The 17,917-nt window shown below is 64.1% G+C and carries 16 protein-coding genes; 13 read left to right on the top strand and 3 right to left on the bottom strand.

Going from position 1 to position 17,917, the window contains the following annotated elements; all coding sequences use genetic code 11:
* The first annotated feature begins 3 nt into the window (after positions 1 to 3).
* Positions 4 to 1,056, top strand: a complete 1,053-nt coding sequence (locus tag B5V02_RS26610; protein WP_111547014.1) for a 3-carboxy-cis,cis-muconate cycloisomerase — start codon at positions 4 to 6, stop codon at positions 1,054 to 1,056.
* A complete protein-coding gene (gene pobA, locus B5V02_RS26605; protein WP_111547013.1) occupies positions 1,056 to 2,228 on the top strand; it encodes a 4-hydroxybenzoate 3-monooxygenase in 1,173 nt (390 codons plus the stop codon). Before B5V02_RS26610 ends, pobA begins: the two co-directional genes overlap by 1 nt.
* A gap of 101 nt (positions 2,229 to 2,329) precedes the next feature.
* Here pobA and B5V02_RS26600 read toward each other — a convergent pair whose 3' ends face one another.
* Positions 2,330 to 2,800, bottom strand: a complete 471-nt coding sequence (locus tag B5V02_RS26600) for an NUDIX hydrolase (protein ID WP_111547012.1) — start codon at positions 2,798 to 2,800, stop codon at positions 2,330 to 2,332.
* A gap of 65 nt (positions 2,801 to 2,865) precedes the next feature.
* On the opposite strand from B5V02_RS26600, the gene B5V02_RS26595 reads away from it, so the two are divergent.
* On the top strand, positions 2,866 to 3,525 hold the full coding sequence (locus B5V02_RS26595; protein WP_245446203.1) for a sterol desaturase family protein: 660 nt from the start codon (positions 2,866 to 2,868) through the stop codon (positions 3,523 to 3,525).
* A gap of 25 nt (positions 3,526 to 3,550) precedes the next feature.
* Here B5V02_RS26595 and rsgA read toward each other — a convergent pair whose 3' ends face one another.
* Together rsgA and B5V02_RS26585 are read right to left on the bottom strand one after the other, a co-directional pair.
* Positions 3,551 to 4,594: a ribosome small subunit-dependent GTPase A gene (gene rsgA / locus B5V02_RS26590; RefSeq protein WP_167458668.1), complete on the bottom strand. Its 1,044-nt coding sequence runs from the start codon at positions 4,592 to 4,594 to the stop codon at positions 3,551 to 3,553.
* 211 nt (positions 4,595 to 4,805) lie between these two features.
* Positions 4,806 to 5,477: a FadR/GntR family transcriptional regulator gene (locus B5V02_RS26585; protein WP_111547010.1), complete on the bottom strand. Its 672-nt coding sequence runs from the start codon at positions 5,475 to 5,477 to the stop codon at positions 4,806 to 4,808.
* Between the two features lie 224 nt (positions 5,478 to 5,701).
* Between B5V02_RS26585 and B5V02_RS26580 the strand changes: the two genes are divergently transcribed.
* The 10 genes from B5V02_RS26580 to B5V02_RS26535 all read left to right on the top strand — a co-directional run bounded on the left by B5V02_RS26580 (position 5,702) and on the right by B5V02_RS26535 (position 17,912).
* Positions 5,702 to 6,580: a fumarylacetoacetate hydrolase family protein gene (locus B5V02_RS26580; protein WP_111547210.1), complete on the top strand. Its 879-nt coding sequence runs from the start codon at positions 5,702 to 5,704 to the stop codon at positions 6,578 to 6,580.
* Positions 6,577 to 7,356 carry an alpha/beta fold hydrolase gene (locus B5V02_RS26575; RefSeq protein ID WP_111547009.1) on the top strand — a complete coding sequence of 260 codons (780 nt, stop codon included), beginning with the start codon at positions 6,577 to 6,579 and terminating at the stop codon, positions 7,354 to 7,356. Before B5V02_RS26580 ends, B5V02_RS26575 begins: the two co-directional genes overlap by 4 nt.
* 52 nt (positions 7,357 to 7,408) lie before the next feature.
* Entirely contained in the window at positions 7,409 to 8,737 is a 1,329-nt protein-coding gene (locus tag B5V02_RS26570) for a metal-dependent hydrolase family protein (protein WP_111547008.1), read from the top strand.
* Positions 8,734 to 9,783, top strand: coding sequence for a branched-chain amino acid ABC transporter permease (locus B5V02_RS26565; protein WP_111547007.1), 1,050 nt, complete (start codon positions 8,734 to 8,736; stop codon positions 9,781 to 9,783). The genes B5V02_RS26570 and B5V02_RS26565 overlap by 4 nt, the downstream gene beginning before the upstream one ends.
* Positions 9,780 to 10,805: a branched-chain amino acid ABC transporter permease gene (locus B5V02_RS26560; protein WP_111547006.1), complete on the top strand. Its 1,026-nt coding sequence runs from the start codon at positions 9,780 to 9,782 to the stop codon at positions 10,803 to 10,805. The genes B5V02_RS26565 and B5V02_RS26560 overlap by 4 nt, the downstream gene beginning before the upstream one ends.
* A 50-nt stretch (positions 10,806 to 10,855) precedes the next feature.
* The gene (locus B5V02_RS26555; RefSeq protein WP_111547209.1) at positions 10,856 to 12,103 is read left to right on the top strand and encodes an ABC transporter substrate-binding protein; all 1,248 of its coding nucleotides are present in this window, start codon (positions 10,856 to 10,858) and stop codon (positions 12,101 to 12,103) included.
* Positions 12,104 to 12,128: 25 nt separating this feature from the next.
* Positions 12,129 to 12,914, top strand: a complete 786-nt coding sequence (locus B5V02_RS26550; RefSeq protein ID WP_111547005.1) for an ABC transporter ATP-binding protein — start codon at positions 12,129 to 12,131, stop codon at positions 12,912 to 12,914.
* Positions 12,907 to 15,126 carry an ABC transporter permease gene (locus B5V02_RS26545; protein ID WP_111547004.1) on the top strand — a complete coding sequence of 740 codons (2,220 nt, stop codon included), beginning with the start codon at positions 12,907 to 12,909 and terminating at the stop codon, positions 15,124 to 15,126. Before B5V02_RS26550 ends, B5V02_RS26545 begins: the two co-directional genes overlap by 8 nt.
* A gap of 89 nt (positions 15,127 to 15,215) precedes the next feature.
* Positions 15,216 to 17,402: a flotillin family protein gene (locus B5V02_RS26540; protein WP_111547003.1), complete on the top strand. Its 2,187-nt coding sequence runs from the start codon at positions 15,216 to 15,218 to the stop codon at positions 17,400 to 17,402.
* 72 nt (positions 17,403 to 17,474) lie between these two features.
* Positions 17,475 to 17,912: an SRPBCC family protein gene (locus tag B5V02_RS26535; protein WP_111547002.1), complete on the top strand. Its 438-nt coding sequence runs from the start codon at positions 17,475 to 17,477 to the stop codon at positions 17,910 to 17,912.
* Positions 17,913 to 17,917 lie beyond the last annotated feature (5 nt).

Below are 17,917 nucleotides of genomic sequence, written 5' to 3'. Positions count from 1 at the left end.
GACATGACCGTATCGCCCTTCGACCATCCATTGCTCTCCGCCCTTCTCGGCGACGAGGAAGCGAGCCGACATTTTTCCGTCGAGGCGGAAATCGAGGCGATGCTGGCGTTCGAGCGTGCGCTGGCCGAAGTGGAAGCGGAAAACGGACTGATCACAAGGGAGGCGGCAGCAGCCATCGTGTCGGCGCTGGCCTCGTTCCGGCCTGACACCGCCCTGCTGCGCGCCGGCGTCGCAAGGGACGGCGTCATGGTGCCGGAACTGGTTCGCCAGATCAGGACGGCGGTCGGCGAACCGCATGGTGCCTCCGTTCATTTCGGCGCGACCAGCCAGGATGTCATCGATACGGGCCTGATGCTTCGGCTCAAATCCGTCGTCGAACATCTCGGCCTGCTGTTGACCGAAACCGTCATGCGCTTCGCTTCGCTCGAAGAGCGTTTTGGGGGCAGGGCGCTGACCGGGATGACACGCATGCAGCCGGCGGTTCCGATCAAGGTGGCGGATCGCATAGTGGCGTGGCGGGAGCCGCTGCAACGGCACCAGGAGAGGCTGTCGGAACAATCGAGGCGCCTGCTGGCGGTGCAATTCGGCGGTGCCGCCGGCACGCTGGAAAAGTTGGATGACAAGGGGCCGGCGGTACGCGCCGCACTTGCGGCAAAGCTCGGCCTTGCCGATGCGCCGCAATGGCAGAGCCAGCGCGACGCGCTCGCCGATTTTGCCGGCTGGCTGTCGCTGGTGACGGGCAGCCTCGGCAAGTTCGGCCAGGACATTGCGCTGATGGCGCAAGGCGGCACCGACAGCGCGCTTTCGGGCGGTGGCGGCTCGTCGGCCATGCCGCACAAGCAGAACCCGGTGAAGGCCGAAGCGCTGGTGGCACTTGCCCGCTTCAACGCCACGCAGCTTTCCGGCATGCATCAGGCCGTGGTGCATGAGCAGGAGCGGTCGGGCGCCGCCTGGACGCTGGAATGGCTGCTGCTGCCGCAGATGGTGGTGGCGACAGCCGCGTCGCTTCGGCTTGCCGCCGGACTGGCCGGGCAGATCGAAAGCCTGGGGCGCTGATGCGCACGCAAATCCTCATTGTCGGTTCCGGACCCTCCGGCCTGCTGCTTGGCCAGCTTCTCGGCACGATCGGAGTCGAGACGGTCATTCTCGAGCGCTCGAGCCGCGAGCATGTGCTCGGCCGTGTGCGCGCCGGTGTGCTCGAACAAGGCACGGTCGAACTGCTGGAGGAAGCGGATGCCGCGGCGCGGCTGCACGCCGAGGGGCTGCCGCATTCCGGTATCTCGCTCGCCTTCGACCAACGCCTGCACCGCATCGACCTTGAGGCGCTGACTGGCGGCAAGCATGTCACCGTCTACGGCCAGACCGAAGTGACGCATGATTTGATGGACAAGCGCGATGCGGCAGGGCTGACCACGATCTACGAGGCGGCAAACGTCACGCTGAACGATTTCGACGGTGAGGCGCCTTTTGCCACCTATGACAAGGATGGCGTCACGCATCGCATCGACTGCGACTTCATTGCCGGCTGTGACGGCTATCACGGCGTCAGCCGCAAATCGGTGCCTGAGCGGGCGCTGAAAACCTTCGAGCGGCACTATCCGTTCGGTTGGCTCGGTGTGCTGGCCGAAGTGCCGCCGGCCGATCACGAACTGGTCTACGCCAATCACGAGCGGGGTTTTGCGCTATGCTCGATGCGCTCGACGCACCGCAGCCGCTACTATGTGCAATGCCCCGAGGGCGACCGCGTCGAGGCGTGGTCCGACGACCGCTTCTGGGACGAGTTGCGTCGCCGCTTGCCGGAGCAGACGGCAGCAGGCGTCGTTACCGGCCCATCCTTCGAGAAGTCGATCGCGCCGTTGCGCTCCTTCGTAGCCGAGCCGCTGCGTTTCGGCCGGCTGTTCCTGGTTGGGGACGCCGCCCACATCGTGCCGCCGACCGGCGCCAAGGGTCTTAACCTCGCCGCCAGCGATGTGCGCTACCTCTTTACCGGCCTGCGCGACTACTACCGCGAGAAATCGCACGCAGGCATCGACGCCTATTCAGGCAAGGCGCTGGCCCGCGTCTGGAAGGCGGTGCGCTTTTCCTGGTGGATGACGACGATGCTGCACCGCTTTCCCGACACCGGCGATTTCGGCCAGCGCATCCAGGAAGCCGAGCTCGACTACCTCGTACATTCGCGTGCCGCGTCGACCGCGCTGGCCGAGAACTATGTCGGGCTGCCTTACTAATGCATGTCGCCCAAAAGTGGTCCCGGTTTTGGGACAACGACATGCATAAAGACAAAGCCTTAAAGCGCGGCGCGCTTTAAGGGCCGCACCGCCGGCGATCATCATTCAGCGTCTTGCTGCCTGGCGAAGTCCGACAGCATCGGGCGCTGCCCCTTGAGGATTTTTACCTCGGCCTCCGGCAAGGTGAACCAGCCCGCTCTGTCGACCTCCGGGAACTCCTTCAGGGATCCCGACCTTGGCGGCCATTCCATGGTGAAAGTGTTGCTCTTGATGGCAGCCACATCGATGTCGATGCGCGCCTCGACAGACCATGCCATAACGATCTTTCCGCCCGGTTGCCTGTAGTCGCCGAGCCGCGCGAAGGGACCATCGACCTTGACGCCGAGCTCTTCCTCGGTCTCGCGTTGCGCTGCCGTCAACTCGTCCTCGTTCTCGTCGACGAGGCCCTTCGGTATCGACCACGCGCCATCGTCCTTCTTCGCCCAGAACGGTCCGCCTGGATGAACCAGCAACACCCTGAGATCGCCGTCGCCTCGACGGTAGATCAGCAATCCCGCACTGCGTTTTGCCATTTTTTAATGTCCGTTTGTGAAGCTGGTTGCGAAGGCGGCGGTCTACCGATTCTCCCGGATCATGGGTGCCGACCTTGCGCCAGATGATTGCGACGCTATGTCAGGTGCAGCTGCATTGCTCCTCACCCGCGAGTCCGGCAATCTGGCACCATCGCTTGTTTGGCGGCTCGAAGGCTAGTTGGGGCGTGACGATGCAACTTGGTCTTATTGGCTACTACAGCGACTTCGTGGTGTATCCGCTGGTGATCGCCTTGCTGGCAGTGGCCGGGCTGATCGAGGCCGGCGAAGACAATGCGCCTGGCTGGATAGTCACTGTCGTCGCCTGTCTCTTCCTCTGGACGCTGACCGAATACCTGCTGCACCGGTTCGTCCTTCACCATATTCCCTACATCAAGGATTTGCATGATCGTCACCATGTCGAGGAGCGCAGTTCGGTGGGCACGCCGACCTGGCTCAGTCTGGGGGTGCATGCGCTGGTCGCGTTTTTCCCGGTTTGGATGGTTTCAGATTTTGCAACGGCAAGCGCGGTCAGTTGCGGGCTGATGCTGGGGTACCTCTGGTACATCAGCATCCATCACATGATTCATCATTGGCACCCCTCCCATCCGAGTTATCTCTACACACTCAAGCGTCGCCACGCGCTGCATCATCATGTCGACGAAACGGCCAATTTTGGCGTGACGTCCATATTCTGGGATCGTGTTTTCGGCACGGCGCGGCTTTGAAGCCAGAGGCGCGTGCCTCAGTCGTTCAACGCCTTTTTCCGCGACCGCCGGGGGATTTGGCTCCGCGAGGTCCGCTCTGAACCGGCGTGTTGTTCTGGTTTTCGTCGGACAGTTTTCGCCAGCGGGCAAGACGCTCCGGATCGAGCGTACCAGCCTTCAACGCAGCCTGCACCGCGCAGCCCGGTTCATGCACGTGGGTGCAGTCGCGGAACTTGCAGAGCGGCGCGAGCTCGGTGATTTCGGCAAACAGCGTGTCGATGCCGTAAGCGACGTCGCTGACCTGCAGCGTCCGCATTCCCGGTGTGTCGATCACCCAACCACCACCCGCGATGGAATGCAGCGACCGCGACGTGGTGGTGTGGCGTCCCTTGGCGTCGTGTTCGCGGATGTCTCCGGTCTGTTGCGGCAAGTGCTGTGCCGACCCGGCCAGCGTGTTGACCAGCGTCGATTTGCCGACCCCGGAGGAGCCGACCAGCGCGACCGTCTGCCCCGCGCCGCACCAGGCAGCGAGCGCGGATGCCGCATCTGATGTGCGGGGGTTCAGCGTCACGACCGCCAAGCCACGCTGCAGCGCGGCAGCCCCCCGCTGATATGCCTCGGCGTCAGCTGCGGTATCGGCTTTGGTCAGCAGGATCACCGGCGTCGTCCCGGCCTCGTTGGCCAGCGCCAGATAGCGCTCGAGCCGGGCCGGATTGAAGTCGGCATTGCATGAGGTGACGATGAACAGCGTGTCGACATTGGCCGCGGCAAGCTGCGGCACCCTGCCGCCCTGGGTGCGGCGTTCCAGCACCGTCTTGCGGGTCAGGCGGCGCTGCACAAGCTGGTCATGCGCGTCGACGAGCACCCAGTCGCCGACCGCATAGTCACCGGTGTTCGCCTGCGCCGGCAGCGTCAGATCGATTGGCCCTGCCTGAGACAGGCCGGTCAGGCGGTCGCGATGGACCGTGGCGATACGCGTCGGGACGAGATTTGCTTCGCCGGACTCGAGCTGGTCGCCGAAGAAATCCGTCCAGCCCAGGCTGGCGAGCGATGGTGTGGCGTGATCCGTCACGGCTTTGACCAAGGGCACGGCGTCGCAGACATCGGACAGTATCCCTGGCAGGTGGGGCGCGAACGGGGTGGGGCGTTTGCCCAGCCGTGTATGGGCGGCATGGCGGCATTTGGCAAGCCGGACCCTTGCCGATGGCCGAGCGGCAAGCGTCTGTGCGGAACCTATCCAGGCGACCATGCGCGGTGAGTGACGGACCAGATCGGGGAGGCGTCGCGTGAGCCCCCGATTGCTACCGTCCCAGCAGATTGCGCTCGACGGTTCTCAGATGCGCCAGCATCGCCTGGCTGGCACTCTCGGGATCGCGCCGCAACAGCGCATCGAGAACCATCTGGTGCTCGCTGCAATAGATGCTGCGGCGTTCTTCCGAAAACGATCGCTTCTTCATTTCGAACCATGGCGCCTGGTTGCGTAGGATGCGCATCAGATTGTGGATCTCCTTGAGGAAGTCGTTGCGCGAGCAAGCGAAGATGCGGTGGTGAAACTCCGCGTCCCAGTGCTCGAAGGTCGGCATGTCTTGCGACTCCGAGGCGATCTTGTGCGCCTCGCGCACAGCGTTGAGTTCGGTGGCGCTGGCATTGGTGGCGGCGAAGGATGCCGCTGCCGGCTCGAGCAATTGCCGGATCTCCATCATGTCGGCCGGGCTGGTGCCTTCCATCCGGCTGACGGTCGCCGCCATCGAGCCTGGATTGGTGGCGGTCAGGAACGTTCCGCGCCCGACATGGCGGACCACTGTACCGTCATCCTCGAGGAAGGAGACGGCGCGCCGCACCGTGTTACGCGCCACACCGAATTCGCTTGCCAGGTCGCGCTCGGGCGGCATGCGGCCATTCTCGATCCATTCGCCTGACGAGATGCGTTTCTTCAGGGCGGTGGCGATATCGTTGGCGACGAGCTTTGGCATGTCTGGCAGCTTTTATCTGATCCGGTATTGAACCATAGATATCAGCTTCCGAAGCCGTCGTCCATTCCGCCAGATTGCCGGCATCCCCCGCGGAAGTCCATTGGCAGCCAACGAACGCGGTTGGTAGGACCAAGTCAGATTCCACTTGCGGCCTAAACCAATCGGCGATAGCGTGTAACGAAAGAGCGAAAAATTGGCTCAGTATTGGTTCAGGGAGGATGTGGATGCGGGTCGCGACTTTTTCGATCGCTGGCGAACGTCGCGTGGGTCTTGTCGACCTTGATGCCCAGACCGTCGCCCCTTTCGATTTTGCCGTCGATCAGGCCAAGGCCGGCATCCTGGCCTTGATCGAGCGCAATGGCGCCGGCTTGCCGCGCACCCTGTCGCCGATTCCGTTGGCGCAGGTCGAGATCGAGGCGCCGATCCCGCGGCCGCGCCGCAACATCTTTTGCGTCGGCAAGAACTATCACGAGCATGCGCATGAATTCGCCCGCAGCGGCTTCGATTCCAGCGCCGGCGCCGGCGCGATCCCGAAACACCCGATCATCTTTTCCAAGGTTCCGGAATCGGTCGTCGCCAATCATGCCAGCGTGCTGATCGATTCCTCCGTCTCGACGGCCATCGACTATGAGGCCGAACTCGCCGTCATCATCGGCAAGGGCGGACGCGGCATCTCGAAAGCGGACGCCCTCGACCATGTCTGGGGCTACACCATCGTCAACGACGTCACGGCCCGCGACCTGCAAGGCAAATACAGTCAGTGGCTGATCGGCAAATCGCAGGACACGTTCTGTCCGATGGGGCCGTGGGCGGTGACCAGGGATGAACTCGATCTGGCGACCGCCGGCATCCGCTGTTTCGTCAACGAGGACCTGCGCCAGGATTCCCGGATATCGCTGCTCATCTTCGACATTCCGACCATCATCGCCACCCTCTCGCAAGGCATCACGCTGAAACCCGGCGACATCATCGCCACCGGCACGCCGGTCGGCGTCGGCATCGGCTTTGATCCGCCAAAATATTTGAAGGCCGGCGACGTCGTTCGCATCGAGATCGACGGCATCGGCACGCTGGAAAACCGCTTCGCGGAGTATGCGCAATGACGACGGTGACAGTTGGCCAGGTCGTTGCGGAAGTCGTCGGCGAGGGCGCTGCCGTGGTGATGATCCATGGCCTCGGCGGCACCTCGAACATGTTCCAGCCGCAGATGGCGGCGCTTTCGGCCTATCGTGTCATCCGGCTCGACCTGCCGGGCTCCGGCCGTTCGCCGCGCCCGATCGAGCCGCTGACCATGGAACTGATGAGCGACGCCGTCATCCGCGCCATGGCCGGCATGGGTGTCACTACTGCGCATTTCGTCGGCCATTCGATGGGCACCATCGTTTGCCAGCAGATTGCAGCAACGCAGCCCTCGCTGGTCGCCTCGCTGGCGCTGTTCGGTGCACTGGCCGAGCCGGCTGAAGCCACCAGGCAAGGGCTTGCCAACCGGGCACGGCTGGCGCGCTCGGGCGGCATCGCCGATATCGCCGACCAGATCGTCGCCAATGCGATCTCGGCGCACGCCCGGGAAACCTCGCCGGCAGCCGTCGCCTTCGTGCGGGAATCGATCACCCGCCAGGATCCGGAATCCTACGCCCGCACCTGCGAGGCGCTGGCCAAGACGATCGCGGTCGATGCGCGCCGGATCTCGGCGCCGGCGCTGCTCGTCACCGGCGATGCCGACACGGTCAATCCGGCGGGCGTCGGCCAGGCGCTTGCCGACAAGATCAAGGGCGCCGTATTCTCGTCACTGGATCGGTGCGGGCACTGGGCCACGGTGGAAAGCCCGCGCGAAAGCAGCCAGAAGCTCGCCGATTTTTTGAGACGGGTTGATAGGTGAGAATTTCTGATCGGGCGTAGAACTACGCGCTCGGCAAGTTGGGAGGCTTGTGATGGCAGACGACAGCTGGAACAGCAACGGTTCGAGCAGCACGCTGTTCACCAATGTGCGCGTGCTCGACGCCACCGGTGAATATCCCTACACCGGCGAGGTGCTGGTGCAGGGCAACCGCATCAAGCAGATCACCAAGGGCTCGTCGCGCTTCGGCTCGTCCTCGTCGTCTTCCTACGGCGGTGGCGCAACGGTCATTGACGGCATGGGCGCGACGCTGATGCCCGGCATGATCGACGCGCATCTGCATCTGTCCTGGAACAACGCGCCCGGCATCGATCCCATCCAGATGATGGAGGTCGAAGAGCACATGCTGGTCACCATGGAAATGGCCAAGCTGGTGCTCGATGCCGGCTTCACCGCCGGCCGGGGTGCGGCCGCCGCCAAGCCGCGTCTCGATGTCGTCGCGAAGAAATTCATCAACCAGGGCCGTTTCCCGGGACCGCGTTATCTCGCGGCCGGTCCGGAGATCACCACGCTCGGCGGCCTCGGCGATTCCGCGCCGTCGCACATTCCGCACGAAGGCCTCAATCTCGGCATCGTCGTCTCCGGCCCCGAGGAAATCCGCCGCACCGTGCGCCAGCTGATCAAATACGGCGTCGATTCCATCAAGCTCAATTTGTCCGGCGAGAGCATCACCGGCATGGGCGCCGAAGAGACGCCGATGTCGGAAGAGGAGGTCGCCATGGCTGCCTCCGAGGCGCGCTGCCGCAACAAGGTGCTGTCGGCGCATGCGCGTTCGTCCGGATCGGTCAAGCAGTGCGTCCGCCACGGCATCCAGAACATCTACCATGCCTCCTTTGCCGACGAGGAAGCGCTCGACATGCTCGAGGCGGTCAAGGACAAGCATTTCGTCGCGCCCGGCATTGCCTGGCTGATCAACACCGCGCGTTATGCCGAGCAATGGGGCATCAAGCCGGGTTCGCCGATGTCGCTCGAATATGAGCGCGAGCTGGAAATGTGCATCGAGACGATGAAGAAGATGCACCGGCGCGGCATCCGCGTCTGCATCGGCGGTGACTACGGCTTTGCCTGGACGCCGCAAGGCACCAACGCCAAGGATATCCAGACCTTCGTCGAGATGCTCGGCTTCTCGCCGATGGAAGCGATCCAGGCCGGCACCAAATATGGCGGCCAGATCATGAACATGGGCGACGAGCTCGGCATGATCAAGGAAGGCTATCTCGCCGACATCCTGCTGGTCGACGGCGATCCGATCTCCGATGTGCGCATCCTGCAGGACAAGAACCGCATCCTCGCCATCATGAAGGACGGCAAGTTCCACAAGGCGCCGCGCATGAACGAGCAGCGCCGGCGGCTGACGGCATGAGCCTGCTCGACCAGCCATCCTCGTCGTCGCTTGCCGGCGGCGGCATGACACGCCGGCAGGCCTGGGGCCTCGTCGGCCTGCTTGCCGCCGCCGTCATCGCATGGCTGGTCTTTGCCGTCTGGCCGGATTGGCTGAACGCGATCCTGATCTCGAAGAAGGCCTTTGTCAGCGCCATCCTCAACGGCATCACGCTGGCCGGCCTGTATTTCCTCGTCGCCAGCGGTTTCACGCTGATCTTCGGCCTGATGCGCAACGTCAATCTGGCGCATGGCTCGCTCTATCTGCTCGGCGCCTATATCGGCTACGAGGTCACCAATCGCACCGGCTACTGGCTGCTCGGCGTCGCTGCCGGCTTTGCCGTGCTGGCCATCGTCGGCGTCGTCATGCAGGTCTTCGTCTTCCGCCGCCTGGAAGGCGACGACCTGCGCCAGACCCTGGTCAGCATCGGCATCTCGATCGTCGCCGCCGACCTGATGCTGGCTGTATGGGCGGGCGGCACCTATCAGATCACCACGCCGGAATGGCTCGACGGCGCCCTGACGCTCCCGATCATCACGGCGGTGCGCTCCAACGGCGCCTCGGTCTTCCTCACCTATCCGCTCTACCGCGTCGTCGTGCTGGCGGCGGCGATCGTCATCGGCGTCGGGCTCTGGCTGATGCTGCACCGGACCCGTGTAGGCATGATGATCCGCGCCGGCGTCGATGACCGCGCCATGCTGCAGGCGTCCGGCGTCAATGTGCATGCGGTGTTTGCCATCGTCTTTGCGGTCGGCGCCGGGCTTGCCGGCTTTGCCGGTGTCGTCGGCGGTTCGGCGCTGTCCGTCGCGCCCGGCGAGGACGTCCGCTATCTCCTGGCGTCGCTGGTCGTCGTCATCGTCGGCGGCATGGGCTCGATATCAGGGGCCGCCATCGGCGCGTTGCTGATCGGCCTCGCCGAACAGATCGGCCTCGTCTACTTCCCGACCTATGGCATCGTGCTGACCTTCGTCATCATGGTGGTGACGCTGGCGGTCAGGCCGCAAGGCATCATGGGGAAGGCGAGATGAGCCTGACCATCGCCACCGGCACGACGCCGCAGCAGAATTGGCTGGAGAGACTGGGCGCCGGCCACATCATCCTTGCCGTCGCGCTGGTGCTTTATCCCCTGGTGGCGTCGGATTTCTTCCTGACGCAGATCGGGGGGTATTCCCTGGTCTTCGGCATGCTGGGGCTGTCATTGATGCTGCTCGCCGGCTATGGCGGCATGGTCAGCCTGGCGCAGATCACGGTCGCCGGCATCGCCGCCTATGCCATCGCTATCCTCGGCAACAACAATTCCAACATCCTTGGCTTCGGCTGGCCGTGGTGGCTGGCAGTGCCCTTCGCGGTTCTTGCGGCCGCGTTGGCCTCGGCGCTGATCGGCTGGATCTCGGTGCGCACCGAGGGCATCTACACCATCATGATCACGCTGGCGATCGCCACCGCGACCTACTATTTCGCCCAGCAGAACTACGCCATCTTCAATGGCCATTCCGGCTATGCCGGCATCCGCGCACCGGCGTTCTGGGGTATCAGCTGGCGCGACCCTCGGCCCTTCTATTACCTTTGCCTTGGGCTGGCGGTGCTGTCCTATGCGGCCGTGCTCTATGGCTCGCGCTCGACCTTCGGCATGACTTTGCAGGCGATCCGCGATAACCCGCGACGCATGCGCGCGCTTGGCTATCACGTCACCGCGCACAAGGTTTTTGCTTGGGCTTTGGCCGGCGTCATCGCCGGATTGGCGGGCGTGTTGTTGGTCTGGTTCAACGGCCGCGTCTCGCCCGGCACCATCGGCGTCGATGCCGCGATCGACGTGCTGATCATTGCCGTCATCGGCGGCCTTCGCCATCCGATCGGGCCGTTTCTCGGTGCGGTCGTCGTCGTCCTGATGCAGACCTTCGCCATCGACATCGTCGGCGCCGAGCGTTTCAACACGCTGATCGGCATGGTGTTCCTGGTGATCGTCTTCGTCTCACCGGATGGAATTCTTGGGTTGTGGGGGAGGATCAAGCCACATCTTGCCCAGGAGTCCTTGCGTCCCGGCCCCTAGCTGTCGGGATGGATCAACCACTGCAAAAACGAAATCAACGGGAGGAAATCATGAGGATGCATAGACGTACATTACTTGCCCTGGCGGTGTTCACCGGGCTGACCGCCCCTTCAATGGCGCTGGCTGCCGACGACACCATCAAGATCGGCCTGCTCGCCACCTTCGAGGGGCCGTTCACTGTGCTCGGTGAAGACAGCGAGCGCGGCGCCATGACGGCGGTTGCCGAGATGAACGGCACCGTCGCCGGCAAGAAGATCGAGATCGTCAAGGGCTCGTCCGACGCTTCGCCCGACAGCGCCGTGCGCGCGGCGCGCAAGCTGGTCGAGCAGGACGGCGTCAAGGTGCTGGTCGGCCCGCTTTCGGGCGATGAAGGCCTCGCCGTCAAGGACTATGCCAAGACGCAGCCGAATGTGACCTTCATCAACGGCACCTCGGCCGCGCAGGACACCACGCTGCGCGATCCGGCGGAAAATTTCTTCCGCTTCTCGACCGACGGCGCCCAGTGGATGGCCGGCCTCGGCACCTATGCCTTCAAGGACAAGGGCTACAAGAAGGTCGCCACCGTCGCCGAGGATTATTCCTTCCCCTACACGCAGGTGTTCGGCTTCATGGCCGAGTTCTGCAAGGCCGGCGGCCATGTGCCGTCGAAGTCCTGGGTGCCGATCGGCAACAAGGATTTCTCTTCGGTTATCGCCGCCATCCCCGAGGACGTCGATGCGATCTACGTCGCGCTCGGCGGTGCCGACGCGGTCAACTTCCTGACCCAATACCAGCAGGGTGGCGGCTCCGCACCGCTGATCGGCGGTTCGATCACCGTCGACCAGACGGTGCTGACCTCGAAAGGCAAGCTGCGCGATGTGCTGAAGGGCACACCCTCGGCCGGGCCGACGGCAGACACCAATGACGCACCGGCGTGGAAGACGTTTGTCGAGGCCTACAAGAAGCAGCCAGGCGCCTTTCCCTCGCCCTCGCTCTTCGCCCATGGCTACTATGTCGACATGAAGGCGACGCTGCTCGGTCTCGACCAGGTCGGTGGCGACGTCTCCGACGGCGGCAAGAAGTTGCGGGACGCGCTGTCGAAACTGTCCTTCGACACGCCGACCGGCAAGGTGTCGCTCGACAAGAACCGCAACGCCATTGCCGACATCTTCCTGACCGAGGTCACCGAAGGCGCTGACGGCAATCTCATGAACAAGCTGGTCAAGGTCGTGCCGCAGGTCAACCAGACGCTCGGCATTCCCGAAGACGAATTCATGAAGCTCGGCGCGGTCAACCGCGACAATCCGAGCTGCCCGTAACATCGGAATTCGAGTGTAGCCGCCAGTGACCGAAAGCCTCGCAGCAAACCGTCTCCAGAGCACCGGCGCCTATGCGCTGGAGCTCGATGGCGTGGCGCGGCATTTCGGGGCGCTGGTGGCGCTCTCGGGCATCACTATGAGGATCGCGGCCGGTGAACGGCGCGCGGTCCTCGGCTCCAACGGCGCCGGCAAGACGACCTTGTTCAACGCCATGACCGGCGACTTCCTGCCGACCGCCGGACGCATCCGCTTCTTCGGCGAGGACATCACCGATCTGCCGCCGCATGAACGCATCCGCCGCGGCCTGCGGCGCACCTATCAGATTTCGCAGCTGTTCAAAGGACTGTCGGTTCTCGATTCCATCTTTCTCGCTTGCCGTGGCGTCTCGCGCCGGCGGTTTTCGCTGCTGCGCCCGACCACGACCGACGTCAACATGGTGCAGGCGGAATCGATCCTCAACGCCGTCCATCTCGAAGCCTATCGTGACACCCTTGTGGCGACGCTGAGCCACGGCCAGCAGCGCCAGCTGGAGATTGCGCTGGCGCTCGCCGGTGCACCGCGCTTCATCCTGTTCGACGAGCCGGCCGCAGGTCTTTCACCGACCGAGCGCCGCGACCTCGTGGCCATCCTCAACGCGCTGCCCAAGCATATCGGCTACATCATCATCGAGCACGATCTCGATGTCGCACTGCGCGTGTCGGAATATGTCTCGATGATGCACAATGGCCGCCTGTTCAAGGAAGGCACGCCGCAGGAGATCGAGGCCGATCCCGAAGTCCAGGAGATCTATCTCGGGGGCAAGCATGGCTGAGCGCCAGACCCCCTCCGGCAAGCCGACCAAGGCCATCCTGAGGATAGACGACCTGCAGGTCTTCTACGGCGAAAGCCATGCCCTGCAGGGCGTTTCGCTGACATTGGAAAGCGGCGTGCTGTCGGTGGTCGGCCGCAACGGCATGGGCAAGTCGACGCTCTGCAACACCATCGTCGGCTTGAAGCGCGCGAAGTCCGGTTCGATCCGTGTCGACGGCCGTGAGATCACGTCTCTCGAGCCGCACGAGATCCATCGTCTCGGCGTCGGCTATGTTCCGCAAGGGCGCCGCGTCTGGCCGAGCCTGACAGTCGACGAGCATCTGCGGCTTGCCGCCGGCAACAGGCGCGATGCCAGCTGGACGGTCGAGCGTGTCTACCAGACCTTTCCGCGCCTCGCCGAACGCCGGACCAATGGCGGCTCGCAATTGTCGGGTGGCGAGCAGCAGATGCTGGCGATTTCGCGTGCGCTGCTCAGCGATCCGAAGCTGCTGGTCATGGATGAACCAACCGAAGGACTGGCACCGATCATTGTCGACCAGGTCGAGCAGATGCTGGTCGACCTCGCCGCCGAGGGCGAGATGGCGGTTCTGGTCATCGAGCAGAACATCGGCGTGGCGACCGCGGTGTCGAACCAGGTCGCCATCATGGTCAATGGCCGCATCAACCGGCTGATGGACGCCAAGGCACTTGCCGCCGACCGCGAGTTGCAGCAGCGGCTGCTCGGTGTCGGCCGCCATGCCGAGGAAGCGCCCGTCACGCCGGCCGAAGCCGCGCAGGCAAAGGAGCAATTGGCGGAAGTCTATCGCGTCGATCGCACTGGCTCGGCCGAACCAACGCCGCGGAATGGCGTCTATCGTCCCGTCACCGAATTGCCCAACCGCTGGAACGTACCGGTCACCGAATTGCGCCAGGCGGCTGTCGACAAGACCGCGCCGCAGGACGACCTGAAGAAGGTCTTCGCCATTCCCTTTGCCGAGCGCATCGGCCGGACCGTGCTGGTTGTCGGCACCTTCGACACCAAGGGCAAGGAACTGCGCTTCGTCGCCGACCGGCTGAAGTCGCTGGGCATCCCGGTCCGTACCGTCGATCTGTCGACATCGGGAAAGCCGACAAGCGCCGACGTGCCGGCCATGCAAGTGGCCGGCATGCACCCGCGCGGATCGTCCGCCGTTTTCACCAATGATCGCGGCGGCTCGGTCAGCGCCATGGCTGACGCCTTCGCCCGCTGGATCGAGCGCGAGCCACGCATCGGCGGCGTCATCTCGGCCGGCGGCTCCGGCGGCACCACGCTGGCGACAGCCGGCATGCGGGTGCTGCCGGTCGGCATCCCCAAGCTGATGGTCTCGACGGTGGCGGCCGGCGATGTCGCCAAATATGTCGGCGGCGCCGATATCATGATGTTCCATTCGGTCGCCGATGTGCAGGGGCTGAACTCGATCACCGAACAGGTGTTGTCCAATGCCGCGCATGCGATGGCCGGCATGGTCGCGCAACTGCCCAACGCCGAGGCGTGGGAAGCAAAGCGCAAGCTGGCGCGGCCGGCCGTCGGCATCACCATGTTCGGCGTCACTACGCCCGCCGTGCAAGCGGTGACCAGGCGGCTTGAAGCCGACTATGACTGTCTCGTCTTCCACGCCACCGGCATCGGCGGGCGGGCCATGGAAAATCTCGGCGACTCGCGGCTGCTGTCGGCCTTCCTCGACCTGACCACCACGGAGGTGGCCGACATGATCGTCGGCGGTGTGTTCCCGGCGACAGAGGATCGCTTCGGCGCGGCGATCCGCACCGGACTTCCCTATGTCGGCTCGACCGGCGCGCTGGACATGGTCAATTTCGGCCCGCGCGACAGCGTGCCGGAGAAATTCCGCAGCCGCAAATTCGTCATCCACAATCCGAATGTCACGCTGATGCGCACCACGCGCGACGAGAACCGCGCCTTCGGCGAATGGATCGGCACGCGGCTCAACGCCATGAACGGCCCGGTGCGCTTCCTGTTGCCCGAAGGCGGCGTCTCGATGCTCGATGCACTCGGTCAGCCGTTTCACGATCCGGAGGCTGACAACGCGCTGTTCGAGGCCGTCGAGAAGACGGTTCGCCAGACGCCGCTGCGCCATGTCGAGCGCGTGCGCGCGAACATCAACGACACGCCTTTCGTCGACGCGGTGATCTCTGCGTTTCACGCGATCACGCCGAAGCTGCAGAGGCGGGCATGAAGAATTGGACTTCGCCACCGTGCAGGTGGATGTTTGAAAACACTGCCGGTCGCCCCGTGCCGACCGTATTGTCTTGGGGAGGATAGATCATGGACGCGCAAACCTTTGGCGCTTTCCTGCTGTGGCTGATCATTGCCGCGGTCGTCGTGGTGATCGCCGTCTACATCTTGCGGTGGCTCTATCGCCGCTCGACCAAGGAGACGGCGTTCGTGCGCACCGGCTTCATGGGCGAGAAGGTAGTGGTGAATGGCGGCGCCTTCGTCATTCCGGTGCTGCACGAGATCACCCCGGTCAACATGAATGTGCTGCGCATCGAAGTGCGCCGCGAGGATGGCTTTGCGCTGATCACCAAAAACCGCATGCGCGTCGATCTGATCGCGGAATTCTTCGTCCGTGTTGGCGCCAGCCGCGAGCTGGTCGCCGCCGCCGCGCAGACGCTTGGCCGTCGCACGCTGCAGCCCGACAGCCTGCGCGAATTGCTAGAGGGCAAATTCGCCGGCGCCCTGCGCACTGTCGCCGCGCAGATGACGCTGGAAGAGATGCACGAATTGCGCGGCGACTACGCCGCCAGGGTGCGCAGCCTCGCCTCGGAATCGCTCGCCGCCAACGGGCTTGAGCTGGAGAGCGTCGCCATCGTCGATCTCGACCAGACCAGCCTCGAATATTTCGATCCGTCCAACGCTTTCGATGCCGAAGGCCTGACGCAGCTGACGGAATCGATCGAGACCCGGCGCCGGATGCGCAACGAGATCGAGCAGCGCACGCTGGTCGACATCCGCAACCAGAATCTCGACACCCAGCGCAAGGTGCTGGAGATCGATCGCGACAGCGAATATGCCCGCCTCGAACAGGAGCGTGAGGTCGAGATCCGCCGTGCCGCGCAGCGTTCCGAACTCGCCATCGACCGCGCGATACGCGACCAGGAATCCGAACAGGCGCAGCTTTCGTCGCGCGAAGCCGTCGAGAAGTCGCGCCTAAACCAGGAGCGCAACATCACCGAGGAGCGCATCAAGAGCGAGGAGGACACGCAGCGCCGCGAGATCGCTCGCCGCCGTTCGCTCGATGAGACCGAGATGAAGATGCGCGAGCTGACCGAGCGCGAGCAGATCGCGCTCGAACTGTCGCTGGAAAAGGCGCGCATCGAGCGCCAGGGCACGCAGAGCCAGCTCGAGATCGAGCGCAGGAAGCGGCTCGAGGTCGCCGAGCTGGAGCGCCAGATCGCGCTTGCTGAAAAGGCGCTTGAGGTGACCAGGGCAGAAGCGGAAAAGCGCCGCGCCGAGATCGTTGAGAACCAGGCGACCGAGACGGCACGGATCGCGCAGGAACGTGTCGTCGACGAGGTCAGGATTGAACGGGAGCGTCACCTCGAAGCGCTGCAGATCGCCAAGCGCCAGGCCTTCGAGGAAGCCGAGATTTCGGCCGGCGAAGAGGTCGAGCGCGCCCGCATCACCACCGAACGCGGCATCGAGGAAGCGCGCCTGATCAAGGATCGCGACATCAGGCAGCTTGGTGTGGACCGCGACCAGAAGATCGAGATCGCCGAGATCCAGAAGGCGATCGACATCGCCAAGAAGACGCAGGAACGCTCTTCGGCGATCGCGGCCTCGGAAGCGGTTCGCGCCAAGGCCATCCAGGCCGAGGAACAGGCGTTCACCGCCCGCGAACGCGAGATTGCCGAGCGCCGCAAGCTGACCGAGCTGATCGGCGCGCAACGCGAAGCGGAGCGTGACGCCTTGCGCATAGTCTCCGCCGCGGATGCCGAGATGAAGGCGGCAAGGAGCCTCGCCGAAGCGCAGAAGATTGCAGCCGTCGCCTCGGCCGAGTCGGAGAAGATCCACGCCCTTGCCGCGGCTCAGCGCTATGAGGTCGACGCCGCCGGCCATCGCCAGCTCAACGAGGCCGAGAACATTCTTTCCGAGGGCGCGCGGGCAGGGCGCCTGCGCGGCAAGCTGCTTGATCACATGGAAGGCATCATCCGCGAAAGCGTCAAGCCGATGGAGAAGATCGAAGGCATCAAGATCCTGCATGTCGACGGCATCAACGGCGGCACCGGCGGCAGCCGCAACGTCACCGACGAAGTCATCGACTCGGCGCTGCGTTACCGGGTGCAGGCGCCGATGATCGACAATCTGATGAAGGAGATCGGCATCGAGGGCGGCTCGCTCGGCCGCATGACCGACGTGCTGCGCGACGCCAAGGACATTGCGAGCCTGACCCGCGACAAGAAGGGCAAGGGCAAGGCCGCCAAGGACGACGATGACGATCGCGATCACTGACGAGACGATCGTGCGGTTGCAGATGCGTTGCGCCAGACGGCAGGTTCTCCGTGATGCGGGTGGTCGCCCAAAATGACCAAGGTCTATGTCTCCTCGGTCATCCCCGCTCCGGCGGCGGAAGTCTGGAAGGTCGTGCGCAATTTCAATGGATTGCCGGGCTGGGCACCGTTCGTTGCCGAAAGCCGCATCGAACAGAATGCGCAAGCCGACCAGATCGGCTGCATCAGGAGTTTCACGCTCAGGGATGGCGGGCGCATTCGTGAAAGGCTGCTGGCGCTGTCCGACTATGATCTGTCCTGCAGCTACGCGATCCTGGAAAGCCCGATGGCGGTGGAGAATTATGTCGCCACCCTGTCGCTGACGCCGATCACCGACGGCAATCTGACACTCGCCGAATGGCAAGCGGAGTTCGACTGTGCGCCCGATCGCGAGGCAGCCTTGATGCACCAGATCGGCACCGGCGTGTTCCAGACCGCCTTGACCGCGTTGAAACACCGGTTCGGGCGCTGACATCA

It is taken from the genome of Mesorhizobium kowhaii, assembly GCF_003253745.1.
GTDB classification, from domain to species: domain Bacteria; phylum Pseudomonadota; class Alphaproteobacteria; order Rhizobiales; family Rhizobiaceae; genus Mesorhizobium; species Mesorhizobium kowhaii.
The sequence above is the reverse complement of the archived record's forward strand: the minus strand, read 5'-3'. Positions and strand labels throughout refer to the sequence as shown.

What these genes read in the sequence shown, in the direction of transcription:
- B5V02_RS26610 (WP_111547014.1), top strand. Translation starts at nt 4, where the DNA reads ATGACCGTATCGCCCTTCGACCATCCATTGCTCTCCGCCCTTCTCGGC.
- pobA (WP_111547013.1), top strand. Translation starts at nt 1,056, where the DNA reads ATGCGCACGCAAATCCTCATTGTCGGTTCCGGACCCTCCGGCCTGCTG.
- B5V02_RS26600 (WP_111547012.1), bottom strand. Translation starts at nt 2,800, where the DNA reads ATGGCAAAACGCAGTGCGGGATTGCTGATCTACCGTCGAGGCGACGGC.
- B5V02_RS26585 (WP_111547010.1), bottom strand. Translation starts at nt 5,477, where the DNA reads ATGCCAAAGCTCGTCGCCAACGATATCGCCACCGCCCTGAAGAAACGC.
- B5V02_RS26580 (WP_111547210.1), top strand. Translation starts at nt 5,702, where the DNA reads ATGCGGGTCGCGACTTTTTCGATCGCTGGCGAACGTCGCGTGGGTCTT.
- B5V02_RS26575 (WP_111547009.1), top strand. Translation starts at nt 6,577, where the DNA reads ATGACGACGGTGACAGTTGGCCAGGTCGTTGCGGAAGTCGTCGGCGAG.
- B5V02_RS26570 (WP_111547008.1), top strand. Translation starts at nt 7,409, where the DNA reads ATGGCAGACGACAGCTGGAACAGCAACGGTTCGAGCAGCACGCTGTTC.
- B5V02_RS26565 (WP_111547007.1), top strand. Translation starts at nt 8,734, where the DNA reads ATGAGCCTGCTCGACCAGCCATCCTCGTCGTCGCTTGCCGGCGGCGGC.
- B5V02_RS26560 (WP_111547006.1), top strand. Translation starts at nt 9,780, where the DNA reads ATGAGCCTGACCATCGCCACCGGCACGACGCCGCAGCAGAATTGGCTG.
- B5V02_RS26555 (WP_111547209.1), top strand. Translation starts at nt 10,856, where the DNA reads ATGAGGATGCATAGACGTACATTACTTGCCCTGGCGGTGTTCACCGGG.
- B5V02_RS26545 (WP_111547004.1), top strand. Translation starts at nt 12,907, where the DNA reads ATGGCTGAGCGCCAGACCCCCTCCGGCAAGCCGACCAAGGCCATCCTG.
- B5V02_RS26540 (WP_111547003.1), top strand. Translation starts at nt 15,216, where the DNA reads ATGGACGCGCAAACCTTTGGCGCTTTCCTGCTGTGGCTGATCATTGCC.
- B5V02_RS26535 (WP_111547002.1), top strand. Translation starts at nt 17,475, where the DNA reads ATGACCAAGGTCTATGTCTCCTCGGTCATCCCCGCTCCGGCGGCGGAA.